Raw genomic sequence first — 17,842 nt, forward strand, 5'->3', positions numbered from 1 at the left:
TCCTTAGTTGCTGCAAGCAACGATACTCCGTGGTGGTTGCTGAGGGCAATAGTTGCAGGGGGCATCTTTTGGGGACGTGGTGGGCGCCGTCGTGGCGACGTGCGCACGTGCGCGAGCCCCGCCGTCGGGCCCCGTGCGTACGATCGAGAGGTGAGCGAACAACCGACCCCCACCCACCGCCCGCGCCGCCCCGCGATGCTCGACCCGCGCGACGCCGAGGAGCTGCCCGGGGAGATCGATCCCGCGCTGCGCGACCAGATCGCCCACACGACCGCCGCCGCGATCGTGCACGGCGCCCGCGCGTCCGAGGACCCCGAGGTCGTCGACCGGCTCATCCGCCTCGTCGAGACCGAAGGGCTGGACGTCGTCTCGGGCCTCTGGGCCGACTCGGCCCCCGCGACCCTGCCCGGCGCGCTCTGGCGCCTGTACGTCCTGCGCGAGTGGGTGCGTCGCGACCCCGAGACGGTGACCCTGCGTTACCGGCTCGGCGTCGACGCGGCCCCCGTCCAGGAGGTCGTCGCCGGCGTCGCGAGCCCGCCCGGGCCTCAGGACGTGCGCGAGCTCGCCGACGCCGTGCTCTCGGGCGTGTTCGCGGGCGACCTCGCCGTGGCCCTCGAACGAGCCGCCGCGTTCTGCCGCATCCTCGCCACGGGCGCCGCGTTCGACGCCGACACGCGCGAGGTCGCCGACCCGGGCTCCGCGCTGCGCATGACGCGCGGCGCCTCGTCGCTGCTGCGCACGGCCGAGGAGCTCGAGCACGCCGCCGCGCTCTGGCGGGCCGACAGGCTCGACTGACGCTGCGCCGTCGGGTGCGCGGGCGGTTCCGGCCGGGGCACGCGCGGCGCGCGTGCTCGCGAGGCCGCCGAGGCTTCGCCCGGACGCCCCGCGGGCGGTGCGACGGGGCTCGCGCGGTGCCGTCACCAGCCGGTTCGGAGGCTCCGGCCGAGCGGGCGTAGGATGAACGACGACGTCGGGTCGCGGTAGCCCCGGGCTCCAACATCAGCCGCTTCGAGCGGCCTTCGCGCCGACAGGCGCTCCCGGCCCGGCGTCGCCCCCCACCACGACGTGAGCACCCTTCCGCCCTGCCTTGACAGGGCTCCTGGGGGCTGCCGTCAGGCCGCCCGAGCGATTGAACGTTCAGGCGACAGTTCGGTTACATTTGACGGGCGTTAGGGATGCGTTAACGCGCACCTCGAGCGCTCCTCACCACAGCGTCACCTTCCAACAGAACACCTGTGACATCCGGGTGGCGATCGCTCTGAGCGGTCGTCATCTCGCCTGTGAAAACCCCACCAGCGTCCAGCCCTTTCGGAGCCTCCCGTGCGCTTGCGCCTCACCCCGCGCGATACCTCGTTCTTCGACCTTCTCGCTGACTCCGCGCAGCACCTGGTCACCGGGGCAAACCTTCTCGCCGAGCTGCTCGGCGCAGACCGGCCCACCCGCAAGGAGCTCGCCAAGAAGCTGGCAGAGACCGAGCACCTGGCTGACGACGCGACGCACACGATCATGCGACGCCTCAACCAGACGTTCGTCACGCCGTTCGACCGCGACGACATCTACGGCCTCGCCTCCGCGCTCGACGACTGCATGGACTACATGGAGGAGGCCGCGGACCTCATCGTCCTGTACAAGATCGACGAGCTGCCCGCGCGCGTCTCCGAGCAGGTCCAGGTCCTCCAGCGCGCCGCCGAGCTGACCGCCGAGGCCATGCCGCGCCTGCGCTCGCTCAACGACCTCGCCGAGTACTGGGTCGAGGTCAACCGCCTCGAGAACCAGGCCGACAAGATCCACCGCAAGCTCCTCGCCGAGCTCTTCGACAACGTCGCCGACCCGATCCTCCTGATCAAGCTCAAGGAGGTCGTCGAGATCCTCGAGCAGGCCGCCGACGCGTTCGAGAAGGTCGCGAACACCGTCGAGACCATCGCGCTCAAGGAGTCCTGAGCTCCGTGGAATTCGCTCTTGTCGTCCTCGTCGTCGCGCTCGCGCTGAGCTTCGACTACACGAACGGATTCCACGACGCGGCCAACGCGATCGCGACATCCGTCTCGACGCGCGCGCTCACCCCGCGCGCTGCTCTGCTCATGGCCGCGGTCATGAACTTCACCGGCGCCCTGCTCGGCACCGAGGTCGCAGAGACCATCGCGACCTCGATCGTCGACCTCCAGGACGTGCCGTCGCACACCGCCCTGGTCGTGGTGCTGTGCGCCCTGGTCGGGGCCATCGTCTGGAACCTCATCACGTGGTGGTTCGGGCTGCCGTCGTCCTCGACGCACGCGCTGATCGGTGGCCTCGTGGGCGCCGGCCTCGCGGGCGGCCTCGCGATCTACGGCGCCTCGATCGTCGACAAGGTCGTCCTGCCGATGATCTTCTCCCCGATCGTCGGCTTCGGCCTCGCGTTCATCGTCATGGTCGGTCTGCTGTGGGCGTTCCGCCGCGCGGCCCCCTCCAAGACGACGCGCCGCTTCCGCCTCGCGCAGACCGTGTCCGCCGCGGCCATGGCCCTGGGCCACGGCCTGCAGGACGCGCAGAAGACCATGGGCGTCATCTTCATGGCTCTCCTGACCGTCGGCTGGGCCAGCCCCGACGAGGGCATCCCGCTGTGGGTCAAGCTCGCCGCTGCGGCCGCGATCTCGGCCGGGACGTACTCGGGTGGCTGGCGCATCATGCGGACCCTGGGTCGCAAGATCATCGAGCTCGACCCGGCGCGCGGTTTCGTCGCCGAGTCGGTCTCCGCGATCGTGCTCTACGTCAACGCGTTCGCGCTGCACGCACCGGTCTCCACGACGCACACCATCACGTCCGCGATCATGGGCGTCGGCGCGACCAAGCGCCTGTCCGCGGTGCGCTGGGGCGTGGCCAAGAACATCGGTATCGCGTGGGTCCTGACCATCCCGGCAGCCGCGCTCGTGGCCGCGATCATGTACTGGATCCTGTCGCCGATCCTGCTCTGAGGCTCCGCCTCGCCCGTGCGTGTCGCCAGGACCAGCGTGACCGTGAGGTCACGCTGGTCCTGCTCTATCCGGGGGGATCTGTTGTCAGAAGTGAGCCGGGGGATACCCGGGTGTGCTTCTGACAGCTTTGTTGGTGATGGGGCCTGACCGACGTGCTCTGCTTGGTTGTCAGAACTGAGCCGGGGGATACCCGGGTGCGCTTCTGACAACTACCCGGAAGTCTCCTGCGTTGCCGACCCGAGATGGTGCCGGAGGATGTCGTAGACCCGGTCCGGCTCCAGCCGGACGGCACCAGCGGGGACCCGGACGACGATGTCCCGCCTGCTCGCGTCGAGCTCGGCCGTGCGCAACAGGTCCTCGTACCAACGGTCCGGGTCGCTGTGGCCGATCCCGTCGACCTCGACGACCAACCGACGCCCGTCACGGAGCCGCCACTCGGCGTCGAGGTAGCGCTGGCGTCCCTGCGAGTCCTTGCGTCGCGCCTGTCGTTCAGGGGCGGGCAGGTCGCGTTCGCGGCAGAACCTGATGAAGTCGATCTCGGCCAAGGACTGCGAGCCGCCGGCGATGTCGACGAGCGAGGTGCGCATGATGCTCCGGAAGCGGACGGCACCCACCCGATCGAGCTGTTCGAAGAGCTCGTCGGTCGTGGCCAGCCCTTGCTGCACCGTGGCGGCGAGCAGTCCGACAGCGGTGCGTGGGTGGCGCTGCCACGCGGCTGCGTCGACCGCGGCACGCTGTGCTGTGTGGACGGGGAGGCCGAGGAACGGGCGGATGTCCTCGGGCGCCGGACGGCGAGACTCGTGGACGACGACGGCGGGGACGCGTGGGGGCCGCGCCCCACGAGCGACGACGATGTGGATCCCCGGCCGAGTCCAGCCCGTCAGCCCGCGCATCGACAGTGCGGACCACGAGCCGATGGCGACCGTCCCCTGTGCGCTCAGCACCGCGATCCACCGCCGGGCCGGCTCGGTGACAGGGCCGTTGTGAAGCAGCACGACGTCGCGGGTTGCGAGCGTCCACCGTCTCGCTGCCAGCTGTGCCCTCACGTGGTCCCAGGAGACGCCCAACCCCCGCAGCTGCGTCCGGGTCACCACTCCCTCCTGGTAGTGGTTGATCCGGTGCAGGCCCGGGACTGACTCCAACGCGTCCGACGTTCCGCTCATGACGGGGATTCTTGGTGTCCGCGACGTCGGGCGTCAGAGGGCCACCGTCATCTGTGGACAGAGGGCGCTGGGAGTGCGCGGTGCACGCCGTCGGATGGTGCGCTTCCGTCGCCGCCGGTTGTCAGAGTTTCCCCGGGGTATGGCCCGGCTCAGTTCTGACAACAAAGCGGTGGCTGTCACAGGTGCTTGGGTCTCGACCCCAGCCTCCGAGCCCAGCCCACCCAGCCCACCGAGCCCCCGAGCGCCTGCGCCTTCGAATCGATGAGCTCCCGGGTCCCCGAGCGCCTGCGGCTTCGAATCGATGGGTCCCCGAGCTCCCGAGCCCCAAGTCCAGAGGCGTCAGAGCGAGCCCACGCCCCAGGTCCTCCAGGCTTCGCCACGGCGACCGAGCTCACCACCACCGGCCCGCCTCAATGCAGCGGCGGCGCGACCTTCTCCGCCGCGAGGACCCTCGGCCCCTTGGGCGTGTCCGCGACGTGCGCCACGAGCATCTCGCCCGGCTCCAGGAAGGGGTCCCGGGTCGGCAGGGCGTTCGCCACGGGGCGGCGCGAGTGCTGCCCCAGGACGTCGAGCACCGTGGGCAGCACGGGCCTGTGCGTGCAGAGCACGGTCGACCGCTCGGACTCGAGCAGCTCCCGCACCGTGCGGGCGACGCGCGAGGGCGACCGCTCGTGCTGGGCCTCGGACAGGTGGTCGATCGAGATCGTGTCGAGCCCGGCCGCCTGCGCGTAGGGCGCGATCGTCTGCGCGCACCGGTCCCACCGGCTCGTGACCACGGTGTTGACCCCGTAGGCAGCCAGCACCGGGACCAGTGCGACGGACTGAGCGTGGCCCGCGGGCGTGAGCGGCCGGTCCTGCTCGGCCCCGTGCCACGCGGCCCGGGTCACGGCCTTGCCGTGCCGGGCGATCACGACCACACGGGTCGAGAGGCGACCGTGCGTGTACTCCTCGACGAGGGCGGCGAGCGGCCCGCGGTCGGCCTTGCGCGTCACACGGCGCGCAGCCTCCTCGACACCGAGCCACTCGGTCGCGTCGATCTCCTCGGGCGACACGGGAGGCACGGGGGCGCGCGCGGCGAGCGGTCCGGCGTCGCGCACGCGCTTGGCCTGCTGCGCGGCCCAGTAGTGCACGCGCTTCACCCGGCCCTCGGGCGTCAGGTACTGCAGGCCGGGCAGCGGGACACCGAGGATCACGGGCTTGCCGGTCTCCTCGGCCACCTCGCGCACGGCTGCGGTCTGGAACGTCTCGCCCGGGTCGAGCTTGCCCTTGGGCCACGACCAGTCGTCGTAGCGGGGCCGGTGCACGAGCCGTACCTGCAGCTCGCCGTCGCGCACGCGCCACACGAGCCCGCCGGCCGACTCGATCACGGGGGCGTGCGGGACGTGGGTGGGGCCGAGGGTGTCCACGAGCGGGGCGAACGAGGACGGAGAGCTCATTGACCCATGCCCAGACGACGGCGTTGTCGGGTGATGAGGGTGGACTGGATGTCGGTCAACGGGCCGTCGGGTCCGGTCGCGTGCCGCACCCACGTCCCGTCCGCCTGCAGGTGCCACGACGCGGTGCCGCTGTCCATCGAGATGTCGATGAGGTCGAGCAGGTTCGTGATCTGGTCGGGGTCGACGAGGCGCACGAGCGTCTCCACGCGCCGGTCGAGGTTGCGGTGCATGAGGTCGGCCGACCCGATGAAGACCTCGGGGCCGGACTCGAGACCGTCGGCGATGGCCGGGCCGCCCGAGTTGGCGAACGCGAAGATGCGCGAGTGCTCGAGGAACCGTCCCAGGATGGACCGCACCCGGATGTTCTCGCTGAGCCCCGGCACCCCGGGGCGGATCGCGCAGATCCCGCGGACCACGAGATCGACCTTCACGCCGGCCTGCGATGCCCGGTAGAGGGCGTCGATGATGGTCTCGTCGACGACCGAGTTGACCTTGAACTTGACCCACGCCTCGCGGCCTTCGCGGGCCGCGACGGCCTCGCGCTCGATCCGTTCGACGAGGCCCGAGCGCACCGAGCGGGGCGCGACGAGCAGGCGGTGGAACCTCGACTGGGGCGCGTAGCCGCTCAGCTGGTTGAACAGGCGCGTGAGGTCCTGGCCGACCTCGGGGTCCGCGGTCAGCAGCCCGAGGTCCGTGTAGAGGCGCGCGGTCTTGGGGTTGTAGTTGCCCGTGCCGACGTGGCAGTAGCGCACGAGCCCCTCGGGCTCCTGGCGGACCACGAGCGAGAGCTTGCAGTGCGTCTTGAGGCCGACGATCCCGTACACGACGTGCACGCCCGCCTGCTCGAGCTTGCGCGCCCAGGAGATGTTGGCCTGCTCGTCGAAGCGTGCCTTGATCTCGACGAGCGCGAGGACCTGCTTGCCGGCCTCGGCCGCGTCGATCAGGGCGTCGACGATCGGCGAGTCGCCCGACGTCCGGTACAGCGTCTGCTTGATCGCGAGCACGTTGGGGTCCGCGGCGGCCTGCTGGAGGAACGTCTGGACCGAGGTCGAGAACGAGTCGTACGGGTGGTGCAGCAGGATGTCGCGCTCGCGGATCGCCGCGAACACGTCGGTCGGGTTGGCGCTCTCCACCTCGGCGAGGAAGCGGTGCGTGGTCGGCACGAACCGCGGGTAGTGCAGGTCGGCGCGGTCCAGGTCGGCGATGAGGTTGAGGCCCGTGAAGTCGAGCGGCGCGGGCAGCTTGTAGACCTCGTCGTCCGCGACGTCGAGCTCGCGCACGAGCAGCTGGCGGATGCGGGGGCTGATCCCGTCCGCGATCTCGAGGCGCACGGGCGGCCCGAACCGCCGACGCAGCAGCTCCTTCTCCATGGCCTGGAGGAGGTTCTCGGCGTCGTCCTCCTCGACCTCGACGTCCTCGTTGCGGGTCACGCGGAACGTGTGGTGCTCGCGCACCTCCATGCCCGGGAAGAGGTGGTCGAGGTGCTGGGAGATGACGTCCTCGAGCGGCACGAACGACGTGGGGCCCTTGTCGGGGTCTGCGGCCTGCGTGCTGGGTGCGGACGGGCGGCCCCGCGAGTCGACCGCGATGAAGCGCGGCAGCAGCGGCGGCACCTTGACGCGCGCGAAGTGCTCCTTGCCCGTCGTCGGGTTGACCACGACGACGGCGAGGTTGAGCGAGAGCCCCGAGATGTACGGGAAGGGGTGCGCGGGGTCCACGGCCAGGGGCGTGAGCACGGGGAAGATCTGCTTGCGGAAGAACTTGTGCAGGCGCTCCTGCTCGCGCGTGTCGAGCTCCTCCCAGCGCAGCAGCGAGATGCCCTCGGTCGCGAGCGCGGGCTGCACCTGGTCGGCGAACACCGCGGCGTGGCGGGCCATGAGCTCGTGCGCGCGCTCGCTGATCGCGTCGAGCACCTGGCGCGGGGTGAGCCCGGAGGCGGCCGTGACGGCGAGCCCGGTCGCGATGCGTCGCTTGAGGCCGGCGACCCGGACCATGAAGAACTCGTCGAGGTTCGACGCGAAGATCGCGAGGTAGCGCACGCGCTCCAGCAGGGGCTGGTTGTCGTCCTCGGCGAGCTCGAGCACGCGCTGGTTGAACGCGAGCCAGCTCAGCTCGCGGTCGGCGAAGCGGTCGGCGGGCAGGGGCTCGGCACTGAGCACCTCCAGGTCGACGGTCCCGGTGACGGGCTCCTCCTCGGCGATGTGCTCGGCGATGTGCGCCGCGAGCTCGGGGTCGAGGGCGGGCCGGGGACGGGCGTCGCGAGGAGCCTCCGGCTGCTGGTCCGGGCGCGCGGGGGTCCGGACGCCGGGACGGACGGTGGAGTCGGTCATGGCTTCATGGTGGCATCACTCGGTGAACTTTGGGTGACGGGATGCACAGTCGGCGGGCCGTACTGCACGTCCACGGTGTCCTTGCCGAAGCCCGCTCCGAGGTAGGTGCGGGTCGCGGCGGCGTTGTCGCCGTCGACGTAGAGGACCGCGCGCTCGAGGCCCCGGCCCGCGAGGTGCGCGAGCCCGACGGCGGTCAGCACCTTCCCGAGTCCCTGGCCCTGGGCGTCGGGGTCGACGCCGACGACGTAGATCTCGCCCTCGCGCGTCGCCCCGGCAGGTGACACGGACGGGTCCGTCGGCACCTTGGTCCACAGGAACCCGGCGAGCGAGCCGTCCTCGCGCTCGAGCAGGAAGAAGCCCTCGGGGTCGAACCAGTCCTCGGCGACCCGGGCGTCGAGGTCTGCCTGGGCCAGGCGGCCCTGCTCGGGGTGATGCGCGAACGCGCGCGCGTTGACGCGGAGCCACGCTGCGTCGTCGGGCCCGGGGCGGAACGTGCGCAGCCGCAGGCCCGCGGGGACCTCGGGGCGCTCCCACGTGCCGGAGCGCAGGTCGAGGCCCATCTTCCACAGCTCGCGCACCACGACGAGCCCCGCGTCGGCCGCGAACGCGCGCGCAGCGGGCAGGTCGCCGTGCGCCCACACGTGCAGCGCGCGGCCGTGCTGGCCGGGCTCGCCCGAGCGGGCGGGCAGGGTCGCGTCGCGCTGCGCGGTGCGCAGCAGCATGCGGCCGGTCCGACGGCGGCGCGCGGCCGGGTGCACCACGAGCTCGGCGCTCGCGACGTCGCCCCCGCGGTCGATCTGCGCGTACCCCGTGACGGTTCCCGCGTCGTCGTACGTGACGACGTGCGTGAGGTCCTCGTCGTCGACGCCGAGGCGCAGGAGCGGCTGCTCGGAGAGGGGAGCGACGCCGTCGGACTCGTGCGCGGCGGCGGCCAGGGCGCGGACCTCGTCCGCGGTGGCCGGGTCGAGCGGGCCGATCTCGAGGGGGGAGTGCATGGCTCCATCCCATCACGACGGGCGCACGGTCACCGACTCAGTCGTCAGAACCAGGGCGGGCCATAACCCGTGCTGGTTCTGACGACTCATCGGGTCCGGTCGCTCACGGCTGCGCGAGGTGCTCCGAGACGAACTCCAGCCCGTACGGCAGGCCCGCGTGGACCATGGCCCACGTGTGTCCCTGGCCGGGCTCCTCGCGCAGCCCGACGGTCTGACCCCGTGCGGTGAGCGCGGCGGCGAGCCGGCGGTTGGCCTCGCGGTCGAACCGCGGGGCCTCGGTCCCGCCGTCGAGGAAGACCGCGACGGGCGCGGTGAAGTCCATGGTCGGGAGGTAGTGGCTGGGCGAGTTCGCGTCGAACTCCTCCTGCGTCGCGAGCATCGCGCGCCCGCCGTCGCCCGGGTCGCCGTAGGGCTCGAGGGCCATGATCGCGCTGAACGTGTCGAGGTGGCGCAGGCCCAGGTTGAGCGCGCAGAACCCGCCCGACGACGCCCCGCCGATCGCTCGGTGGTCCCGGTCCGGGACCGTCGGGAAGCTCTTGTCGACCCACGGGATCACGACGTCGGTCACGTAGGTCTCGACCTGCGCGCCGCCCGTCGTCGAGTCCAGGCACTCGGTGTCGCGCGGTGAGGGGCCGGTCCCGTTGACGTCGACCGCGACGAGGATCATGGGCTGGACGAGCTGCGCCTCGAGCAGCGTGTCCATGACGTTGGCGCTGTCTGCCGCCGCGAACCAGTCGCTCGGTTGGCCGGGGCTGCCGTGGAACAGGTAGACGACGGGGTAGCGGGTCGGGGCCGACGGGTCGAAGCCCGGCGGCGTGTAGACCCACGTGGTGCCGTCGGCCATCCGCAGGTCCGGGGCCGGCAGCGGCGTCGAGGTCACCGAGCCGGTCGCCGACGAGCCCGCGCGCTCCGAGGGCTTGTCACGATGGCTCGGCGGTGGGTCGACGATCCCCCAGCCCGCCATCGTGGTGCGGAACGCCGCGGCGTTGGGGATGTAGCCCGCGTACGCGTTGACCGCGACCGTCACGGACAGGACCACGAGGAGCCCCGACGCGACCGTCCCGGCCCAGGCGCGCCACGCGCCGCGGCGGCCGGGCCTCGCGCTGTCACCGTCACCGGCGTCCGCGCGTCCGCCGCCGTCGTCCTCGGTGTCGACGGTGTTGCGCGACGCCCGACGCCGCCGGTCCCGCACCACGAGCGCGGCGACCAGGACCGCAGCGGCCGCGAGCAGCCCGGCCGTCCACCAGGACGACACCCAGTCGCTGCGTCCCGCGAGCTCGCGCAGCACGGCGGGCGGCAGGGTCGGGGCGGTGTCGGGCTCGGGCAACGGGGCCGCGCCGGCCAGCAAGGACGCACCCGGCAGGGCTGCGCCGGGAAGGACGTGGAACGGGCTCACCCTCCCAGGGTGCCCGCCGCGCACAGGTTCCACCGGGCGAACGCCCAGGTGGCCGCCAAGGTGCACGGGACGTTCACGGACGTTCACGACGTGTCCCCATGCCCGTCGCTGCGCTGTGCGGCGCGTCACGGTCACGGGCCGGATGAGTCCCGCGGCCCGCGCGGTTGGTACGGGTGTGAGCACCTCGTCCGCACCGGCGCTTCCGGCACTGCCCTTCGAGCAGCCTCAGCCCGTCGAGCAGTCCCAGCGCGTGCAGTCGTCGCCGGCGGCCCAGCCCGTCGACGTCGACGTCCTCGTGGTGGGCGCGGGGCAGGCCGGGCTCTCGGCCGCCTACCACCTGCGGCGGCGGGGCTTCGTGCCGCTCGGCCTCGACGGGCTCCCGTCGGCCGGGCCCGACGACGGAGCCTCCCCGGGGGACCAGCGCACCTTCGTGGTGCTCGACGGGGCGCCCGCGCCGGGTGGCGCGTGGCAGTTCCGCTGGCCGTCGCTCACCATGGCGCAGACGCACGCGGTGCACGACCTGCCCGGCCTGGCCCTGGACCCGGGCGACCCGCGCGAGAGCGCGAGCACCGCCGTCGGGCGGTACTTCGGGGCGTACGAGCAGCTCAACGACCTGCGCGTGCTGCGGCCCGTCGGCGTGCGCGAGGTGCGCGACGATCCCGGGTCGGGCGCGCTGCTGGTCGAGGCGACCACGCGCGACGGACCCGTGACCTGGCGCGCGCGGACGCTCGTGAACGCGACGGGGACGTGGACCAAGCCGTTCTGGCCCTGGTACCCGGGGCGCGAGTCCTTCGCGGGCAGGCAGCTGCACACGCACGACTTCGGTGCGGCCGAGGACTTCGCGGGCCGGCGAGTGGTCGTGGTCGGCGGCGGTGCGTCCGCGACGCAGTTCCTGCTCCAGATCGCGCCGCACGCGGCCTCGACCACGTGGGTCACGCGCCGCGAGCCCGTGTGGGTCGGCGGTCCGTTCGACGAGGACCGGGGGCGCGACGCGGTCGCGCTCGTCGACGAGCGCACGCGCGCGGGCCTCGCGCCGGAGAGCGTCGTGTCCGTCACGGGCCTGCCGCTCACGCCTGTGTACGAGGCGGGGATCGCCTCGGGCGTCCTGCGGCGCCTGCCCATGTTCTCGCGCGTGGTGCCCGACGGCGTCGCGTGGGACCCGGGAGTCCGTCCCGACGGCGTGACGCACCAGGGCGTGGACGTGATCCTGTGGGCCACGGGCTTCCGGGCCGCGCTCGACCACCTCGGGCCGTTGGGGCTGCGTGGGCCTGGCGGCGGGATCGTCATGGACGGGCCGACCGTGGTCGCCGACCCCCGCGTCCAGCTCGTCGGGTACGGGCCGAGCGCGTCGACGATCGGGGCGAACCGGGCCGGCCGGGAGGCGGTGCGGTCGGTGCTGCGGGTGCTCGACGGTGCGGCGACGAGGGGGCCGAGTCGGCTGGTGGTGCCGGTGGAACCGAGTGGGTCGGTGGTGCCGGGGCCGGCGTGAGCCTGCCTGCGCCGGCGGACCCTCGTGCCTTGCCCTCGAGATCTGGTCGTTCGAGGAGAGTGGTTGTCAGAAGTGACCCGGGGGATACCCCGGTGTGGTTCTGACAACAAGGATCGGGTGTCAGAAGTGAGCCGGGGGATACCCCGGTGTGGTTCTGACAACTCAGCGAGGGTGAGGGCGCCGATACGCTTCCGGGGTGACTCCTGAAAGCCTCCCCGGACCCGACGACCTCCCCGCCGGGGCCTCGGCGGGTGGACCGACCGGCCCCCCGGCCGACGTCCCCGTCGACCGCATCCAGCGACGGACCGTCACGGTCCTCGCGGCGAGCCAGGTCTTCGGCGGGATCGGGGTCGCGACCGGCATCTCGGTGAGCTCGCTCATCGCGTCCGAGCTCTCGGGCTCCGACGCGATCGCCGGCCTCGCGCAGACCACGGCCGTCGTGGGGGCCGCGATCGTCGCGCTCCCGCTCTCGCGCCTCGCCGAGCGCCACGGCCGACGGCGGTCGCTCACGTCCGGATACGTCGTCGCCCTCCTCGGAGCGGCCCTCGCAGCGACCGCGACCCTGCTCCAGACGTGGCCGCTGCTGCTCGCCGGCATGCTGCTGTTCGGCGCGGGCTCCGCGACGGGCCTCGCCTCGCGGTTCACCGCGACCGACCTGGCCCGGCCCGCACGCCGGGCGACCGACCTGTCGGTCGTGATCTGGGCGACGACGATCGGTTCGGTGCTCGGCCCGAACCTCGCGGGAGCGACCGAGAAGCTCGGACTCTTGCCCGGCCCGGTCGGGGAGCACGGCACGCACGGCACGTCGGCAGCCCCGCTGCTCGTCGCAGCCCTGGCGTTCGCCGCGGCCGCCGCGTCCGTCTGGCTCCTGCTGCGCCCCGACCCGCTGCACGTGGCGGCAGCGCGGGCCGCCGCGAGCTCGTCCGAGGGGGCCGCCGCCCGTGCCGGGACGCCCGCGACCGGTGCCGACGCTGCCGGGGAGGCTGCGCCGTCGGGCACCGTGGACGCACCGCCCGAGGCGGACATGGTCGCCGCGCCGACCCCCGCGCGCCCCGGCTTCCGCGCCGGGCTCGCGGCCGGGTGGGCCGTGATCCGCGCGTCGGCCACGGCGCAGCTCGCGCTCGTCGCGATCGTCGTGAGCCACCTCGTGATGGTCGGGCTCATGTCCATGACCCCCGTGCACATGGGGCACGGGGGCGCGAGCCTCCAGGTCATCGGGATCGTCATCAGCGCGCACATCGCCGGCATGTACGTGCTCAGCCCGGTCATCGGGTGGGCTGCGGACCGGATCGGGCACGCGCGCGTCCTCGCGGTGGGCGGGATGATCCTGCTCGCGTCGGCCGTGGTCGTCGCGGGCGCGCCGAGCGACGACTCGGCGCGGCTCACGGTCGGGCTCGTGCTGCTGGGCGTGGGCTGGTCGTGCGGGCTCGTCGCCGGCTCGGCGCTGCTCATCGACGCGACCCCCGCGGCGGACCGGACCCAGGTCCAGGGGCTCTCGGACTTCGCGATGAACCTCGGCGGCGCGCTCGGTGGGGTGCTCGCGGGGATCGTCATCGCGGTCTCGTCGTACGGCGCGCTCGCGTGGGGCGCCGCGGTGCTGCTCGTCGCCTACCTCGTGCTGGTCGCGGGGCGGCTCCTGCGCGCGCCGCGCATCGCGGTCTGAGGCGCTGCGCGTCGGGGGCCAGGTCGTCCGGGACTCCGGGACTCCGGAACCGCGGGGATGTCGTGAGCGCGGCAGGGAGGTGCTCGGGGCGCCCTTGCCCCGGGCGGTCAGGACCAGCGTGGTGCAGAGGCGTCGCTCGTCCTGACGTGCGTGGTCGGCCGTGCGGTGGGCACGTCGCGTCAGGACGAGCCGGAACCCGAGGGCTCCCCGGTCCTGACAGGACCCGTCAGCGTGCGCCGAGCTGCTTGTAGAAGATCGTCGTCGACACGAGCGCGCCGCCCGCGACCTTGGCGAACCCCGGGATGGCGCCGACCTCGGACCAGCCCCACCTGCGGTACAGCGACTCGGCGAGGCTGCCCGTCTCGGTGTCGAGCGTCAGGAGCGAGAGCCGCTCGGCCTTCGCGAAGCGCTCGATCGTGGCCATGAGCCCCGGCGCGAACTTGTTGCCGCGCGCCTGGCGGTGGACCAGGAGCTTGACGACCTCTGCGCGGTGGGCGCCGTTGGCCTTGGACGTCAGGGCGAGCGACGCGGTCGCCACGATCCGACCCGCGTCGTCACGCCCGACCCACGTCCGGTGGTCCGGGTCCGCCAGGAACGCCGACCACCACGCCGTCGCCTGCTCCTTGGTCGGGGCCTTGACCCAGCCGACGCTCGCGCCGCCCTGGACGCAGTCGATGAGAACGTCCGCGAGGCACGACAGGTCGGCCGTCCGCGCGGCGAGGCTGTCGAGGAGCGAGAGGCCGGCGGCCGGTGCTGCTGCCGGGCTCGGTCGGCCGGGGACACCCGGGCGACCCGACCGGACCGTGGTCCCGGCGGTCCCGCCGCGGGCGTTCGAGGAGACGAGTGCGCCACCACCGGGCGCGGGGAAGGTGAGGGGTTCGATCCGCATGGCCGTCACGGTAGCCACGGTGCGTTTCGGCCCCGTGAACGGCAGGGACTCTCCCCGTGTCGGAGGGTGTGAGTCCGAGGTCACGTCCGATCCGACGGCTCGTCACCGCGCGCAGCGCGCACTGCGCGGGAAGACTGGGGGTCGACCTTCAGGAGGCCCCGTGTTCCTCAGCCTGCTCGCCGCCGTCGCCGCCGCGATCGGCTACGGCGTCAGTACCGTCATGCAGGCCGTCGCGGCCCGCCGCGCGCAGGGGCTCGCCGTGGTGCGGCAGCCGCTCGTGATCCTCGCGTTCACTGTCGACCTCGTCGCGTGGCTGTTCTCGCTCGTCGCGCTCGACCACCTGCCCCTGTTCGTGGTCCAGGCCGTGCTCGCGAGCTCGCTCGTCGTGACGGTCCTGCTCGCGAGGGTGTTCCTGTCGGTGCCCATGCGGCGGATCGACGTCGCGGCCATGACGGCCATCGTGGCCGCGCTCGTGGTGCTGGGGATCGCGGGCGGGGAGCAGCCCGCGCCCGTGCCGCCCGACTGGTTCACGCCCGTGCTCATCGGGGTCGCCGCGGGTCTCGCGGTCGTCGCGCTGATCTTCTACAAGGCCGGGACGCCGGTGCTGCTCGCCGTGATCGGGGCCCTCGGCTACTCGGGGGCGGCCGTCGCGGCGCGAGGCGCGCACGCGTCGGGGGACATCTGGGACACGATCTTCCAGCCGCTCGCGATCGCGATCGTGCTGTTCGGGGTCGTGGGGGCGCTCGCGTACCTGCGCTCGCTCGAGCGCGGCAAGGTCGGGACGAACGCCGCGATCCTGTCGGTCGTCGAGGTCGTGGTCCCGGGGGCTGTCGGCATCGCGGTGCTCGGGGACACGATCCGCTCGGGCTGGGACCCGGCGGTCGCCGTCGCGGCTCTCGTCGCGCTCGCGGGCTGCGTGGTCCTCGCGACGAGCCCCGCGAACGAGGCGGCCGAGTCGGGGGAGGCGAGCGACGGCGTCGGGCCGTCGAAGGACGAGGCGGCCGAGCCGGCGTAGGGCGCTCGCGTCGAGGCCCGCGGGCGAGGCCACGAGGCCCGACGGCGGAGCGCACCACGTGCGGTGAGCGCGCCTCGTGGGCGGGGCCGAGTTGTCAGAACGTGGCCGGGGAATGGCCCGGTGTGGTTCTGACAACTCATCGGCCCGCCAGGTCCCCGACGGCGGAGCGCACCACGTGAGGTGCCCTCGGTCGAGGCGCATCAGTCCTCCTGCCCCGGTGTGCCCGGCGCGCCGACCAGCTCGGCGCGCCGGGCCGGGCTCAGTCCTCCGAGCCCGCCGGCTTCGCCAGCCCCGACGCGATGAGCGTCATGACGGACGAGTCCGCGAGCGTCGTCGCGTCCCCGACCGTGCGGTTCTCGGCGACGTCGCGCAGCAGGCGGCGCATGATCTTGCCCGAGCGCGTCTTGGGCAGCTCGGGGACCACGAGGATCTTGCGGGGCTTCGCGATGGGCCCGATCTCCTTGGCCACGTGGTTGCGCAGCTCGAGCTCGACGGCCGCGGCACCCTCCGGGTCTGCCGCGCGGGCCGCGTGCTCGCTGCGCAGGATGACGAACGCGACGACGGCCTGGCCGGTCAGCTCGTCCGTGGCGCCCACGACAGCGGCCTCGGCCACGAGCGGGTTCGAGACCAGCGCGGACTCGATCTCCGTGGTCGACAGGCGGTGACCCGAGACGTTCATGACGTCGTCGACGCGCCCGAGCAGCCAGATGTCGCCGTCCTCGTCCTTCTTGGCGCCGTCGCCCGCGAAGTAGATGCCCGGGAACCGGGACCAGTAGGTGTCCTTGAAGCGCTCGAGGTCTCCCCAGATGCCGCGCAGCATGGAGGGCCACGGCTCCGAGAGGACGAGGTAGCCCCCGCCGCCGTCGGGCACCGGCCGCGCGTTGTCGTCGACGACGTCCGCGACGATGCCCGGCAGCGGAACCTGCGCCGAGCCCGGCTTGGTCGCCGTGACGCCCGGCAGCGGCGAGATCATGATCGCGCCCGTCTCGGTCTGCCACCAGGTGTCGACGATCGGGGCCTTGTCGCCGCCGATGACGCGGCGGTACCACATCCACGCCTCGGGGTTGATGGACTCCCCGACCGACCCCAGGACGCGCAGGCTCGTGAGGTCGAACTTGTTCGGGATCTCCTCGCCCCACTTCATGCAGGCGCGGATCGCGGTGGGCGCCGTGTAGAAGATCGAGACCTTGTACTTCTCGATGATCTCCCACCAGCGGCCCTGGTGCGGGGAGTCGGGCGTGCCCTCGTAGATGACCTGGGTCGCGCCGTTGAGCAGCGGGCCGTAGGTCACGTAGGAGTGGCCCGTGACCCAGCCGATGTCCGCGGTGCACCAGTAGACGTCGGACTCGGCCTTGAGGTCGAACACGTTCTTGTGCGTGTACGCGGCCTGCGTCAGGTAGCCGCCCGTCGTGTGCAGGATGCCCTTGGGCTTCCCGGTGGTGCCGGACGTGTAGAGGATGAAGAGCGGGTGCTCGGCCTCGACCCACACGGGGGTGTGCTGGACGTCGGCGGCCTCGAGGGCGTCGTGCCACCAGATGTCGCGACCCTGGGTCCACTCGACGTCCTGCTCGGTGCGGCGCACCACCAGGACGTGCTCGACCGTGGTGGCCTCGGCGCCCTCCTTGGCGGCGAGGGCCTCGTCGACCGCGGGCTTGAGGGCCGACGCGGACCCGCGGCGGTAGCCGCCGTCGGCCGTGATGACGACCTTGGCCTCGGCGTCGGCGATGCGGCTGCGCAGCGCGTCGGCAGAGAACCCGCCGAACACCACCGAGTGCGGGGCCCCGATGCGCGCGCAGGCCAGCATGGCGACGACGGCCTCGACGATCATGGGCAGGTAGATGACGACGCGGTCGCCCGTGGTCACGCCGAGCGCGCTCAGCGCGTTGGCCGCGCGCGAGACCTCGCGCTGCAGGTCCGCGTACGTGACGGTGCGGGTGTCACCGGGCTCGCCCTCGAAGTGGATCGCGACGCGGTCGCCGTTGCCGGCCTCGACGTGGCGGTCCACGGCGTTGTAGGCGGCGTTGAGCGTGCCGTCGCCGAACCAGCGCGCGACGGGTGCGTTCGACCAGTCGAGCGTCTCGGTGAACGGTGTCTTCCACGACACGAGCTCGGTGGCCTGGCGTGCCCAGAATGCGAGACGGTCGGCTGCGGCCTCCTCGTACAGCGCCGGCTGGGCGTTGGCCTGGGCGGCGAACTCGGGGCTGGGCGGGAAGCTGCGCTCCTCGTGGAGGAGGTTCTCCAGTCCCGTGGACTCGGGCTGCCCGTCGACCTGGTTCTCGGTGGCGGTCACATTCTCAGGCACTCTTACCTCCGGTGCGCATCGACTCTGGTGCGGGGCTCATGACGTGAGATCCCCGCGGCCTGCGAGCGGCCGCAAGGGGTGCGAGACACGTCGAGCGACGGGGCCTGTCCTGCCCCGACTGGGCGAGTCTAGACCCCATCGGGTGACCCGCGTCACTGGTTCTCGAAATGGGCGAGGGTGCTGACAAAAAGGTGGGCGACGTCGTCGGGCCCG

Annotated in this window: 13 protein-coding genes; 6 read left to right on the forward strand and 7 right to left on the reverse strand. The window is 72.7% G+C overall.

What is annotated here, in order from left to right; translation table 11 throughout:
- Positions 1-195 precede the first annotated feature (195 nt).
- The 3 genes from ASE27_RS09625 (at position 196) to ASE27_RS09635 (ending at position 2,951) form a co-directional block, all read left to right on the forward strand.
- Complete coding sequence (locus ASE27_RS09625) at positions 196-795, forward strand: hypothetical protein (protein ID WP_056649184.1); 600 nt, start codon at positions 196-198, stop codon at positions 793-795.
- A 525-nt stretch (positions 796-1,320) separates the two neighbouring features.
- Positions 1,321-1,941 carry a DUF47 domain-containing protein gene (locus ASE27_RS09630; protein WP_056649187.1) on the forward strand — a complete coding sequence of 207 codons (621 nt, stop codon included), beginning with the start codon at positions 1,321-1,323 and terminating at the stop codon, positions 1,939-1,941.
- A gap of 5 nt (positions 1,942-1,946) precedes the next feature.
- Positions 1,947-2,951: an inorganic phosphate transporter gene (locus tag ASE27_RS09635; RefSeq protein WP_056649191.1), complete on the forward strand. Its 1,005-nt coding sequence runs from the start codon at positions 1,947-1,949 to the stop codon at positions 2,949-2,951.
- A gap of 209 nt (positions 2,952-3,160) precedes the next feature.
- Here the strand turns inward: ASE27_RS09635 and ASE27_RS09640 are convergent, their stop codons facing one another.
- The 5 genes from ASE27_RS09640 to ASE27_RS09660 form a co-directional block, all read right to left on the reverse strand.
- Positions 3,161-4,114 (reverse strand): hypothetical protein, encoded by a 954-nt coding sequence (locus ASE27_RS09640; RefSeq protein ID WP_056649194.1) that lies wholly within the window; start codon positions 4,112-4,114, stop codon positions 3,161-3,163.
- A gap of 410 nt (positions 4,115-4,524) precedes the next feature.
- On the reverse strand, positions 4,525-5,550 hold the full coding sequence (locus ASE27_RS09645) for an NUDIX hydrolase (RefSeq protein WP_082608760.1): 1,026 nt from the start codon (positions 5,548-5,550) through the stop codon (positions 4,525-4,527).
- Positions 5,547-7,880 (reverse strand): RNA degradosome polyphosphate kinase, encoded by a 2,334-nt coding sequence (locus ASE27_RS09650; protein WP_082608761.1) that lies wholly within the window; start codon positions 7,878-7,880, stop codon positions 5,547-5,549. The genes ASE27_RS09645 and ASE27_RS09650 overlap by 4 nt, the downstream gene beginning before the upstream one ends.
- A complete protein-coding gene (mshD, locus tag ASE27_RS09655) occupies positions 7,877-8,875 on the reverse strand; it encodes a mycothiol synthase (RefSeq protein WP_056649197.1) in 999 nt (332 codons plus the stop codon). The genes ASE27_RS09650 and mshD overlap by 4 nt, the downstream gene beginning before the upstream one ends.
- Positions 8,876-8,978: 103 nt before the next feature.
- Entirely contained in the window at positions 8,979-10,271 is a 1,293-nt protein-coding gene (locus tag ASE27_RS09660; protein ID WP_056649200.1) for an esterase family protein, read from the reverse strand.
- Positions 10,272-10,446: 175 nt separating this feature from the next.
- Here ASE27_RS09660 and ASE27_RS09665 point away from each other — a divergent pair, with 175 nt between their 5' ends.
- Entirely contained in the window at positions 10,447-11,760 is a 1,314-nt protein-coding gene (locus tag ASE27_RS09665) for an NAD(P)-binding domain-containing protein (protein ID WP_235535400.1), read from the forward strand.
- A 196-nt stretch (positions 11,761-11,956) separates the two neighbouring features.
- Positions 11,957-13,423, forward strand: a complete 1,467-nt coding sequence (locus ASE27_RS09670; protein WP_056649203.1) for an MFS transporter — start codon at positions 11,957-11,959, stop codon at positions 13,421-13,423.
- Positions 13,424-13,649: 226 nt separating this feature from the next.
- Here ASE27_RS09670 and ASE27_RS09675 read toward each other — a convergent pair whose 3' ends face one another.
- A complete protein-coding gene (locus tag ASE27_RS09675) occupies positions 13,650-14,312 on the reverse strand; it encodes a GNAT family N-acetyltransferase (RefSeq protein ID WP_082608822.1) in 663 nt (220 codons plus the stop codon).
- A gap of 160 nt (positions 14,313-14,472) precedes the next feature.
- Between ASE27_RS09675 and ASE27_RS09680 the strand changes: the two genes are divergently transcribed.
- Positions 14,473-15,327, forward strand: a complete 855-nt coding sequence (locus ASE27_RS09680; protein ID WP_056649205.1) for a hypothetical protein — start codon at positions 14,473-14,475, stop codon at positions 15,325-15,327.
- Positions 15,328-15,586: 259 nt separating this feature from the next.
- Here the strand turns inward: ASE27_RS09680 and acs are convergent, their stop codons facing one another.
- On the reverse strand, positions 15,587-17,617 hold the full coding sequence (gene acs, locus ASE27_RS09685; RefSeq protein WP_082608762.1) for an acetate--CoA ligase: 2,031 nt from the start codon (positions 17,615-17,617) through the stop codon (positions 15,587-15,589).
- Positions 17,618-17,842: the final 225 nt, after the last annotated feature.

Source organism: Oerskovia sp. Root918, assembly GCF_001428945.1.
Lineage (GTDB): Bacteria > Actinomycetota > Actinomycetes > Actinomycetales > Cellulomonadaceae > Oerskovia > Oerskovia enterophila.

Coding starts and splice junctions, on each gene's coding strand:
- ASE27_RS09625 (WP_056649184.1), top strand. CDS start 196: ATGCTCGACCCGCGCGACGCCGAGGAGCTGCCCGGGGAGATCGATCCC.
- ASE27_RS09640 (WP_056649194.1), bottom strand. CDS start 4,114: ATGAGCGGAACGTCGGACGCGTTGGAGTCAGTCCCGGGCCTGCACCGG.
- ASE27_RS09645 (WP_082608760.1), bottom strand. CDS start 5,550: ATGAGCTCTCCGTCCTCGTTCGCCCCGCTCGTGGACACCCTCGGCCCC.
- ASE27_RS09650 (WP_082608761.1), bottom strand. CDS start 7,880: ATGACCGACTCCACCGTCCGTCCCGGCGTCCGGACCCCCGCGCGCCCG.
- mshD (WP_056649197.1), bottom strand. CDS start 8,875: ATGCACTCCCCCCTCGAGATCGGCCCGCTCGACCCGGCCACCGCGGAC.
- ASE27_RS09675 (WP_082608822.1), bottom strand. CDS start 14,312: ATGCGGATCGAACCCCTCACCTTCCCCGCGCCCGGTGGTGGCGCACTC.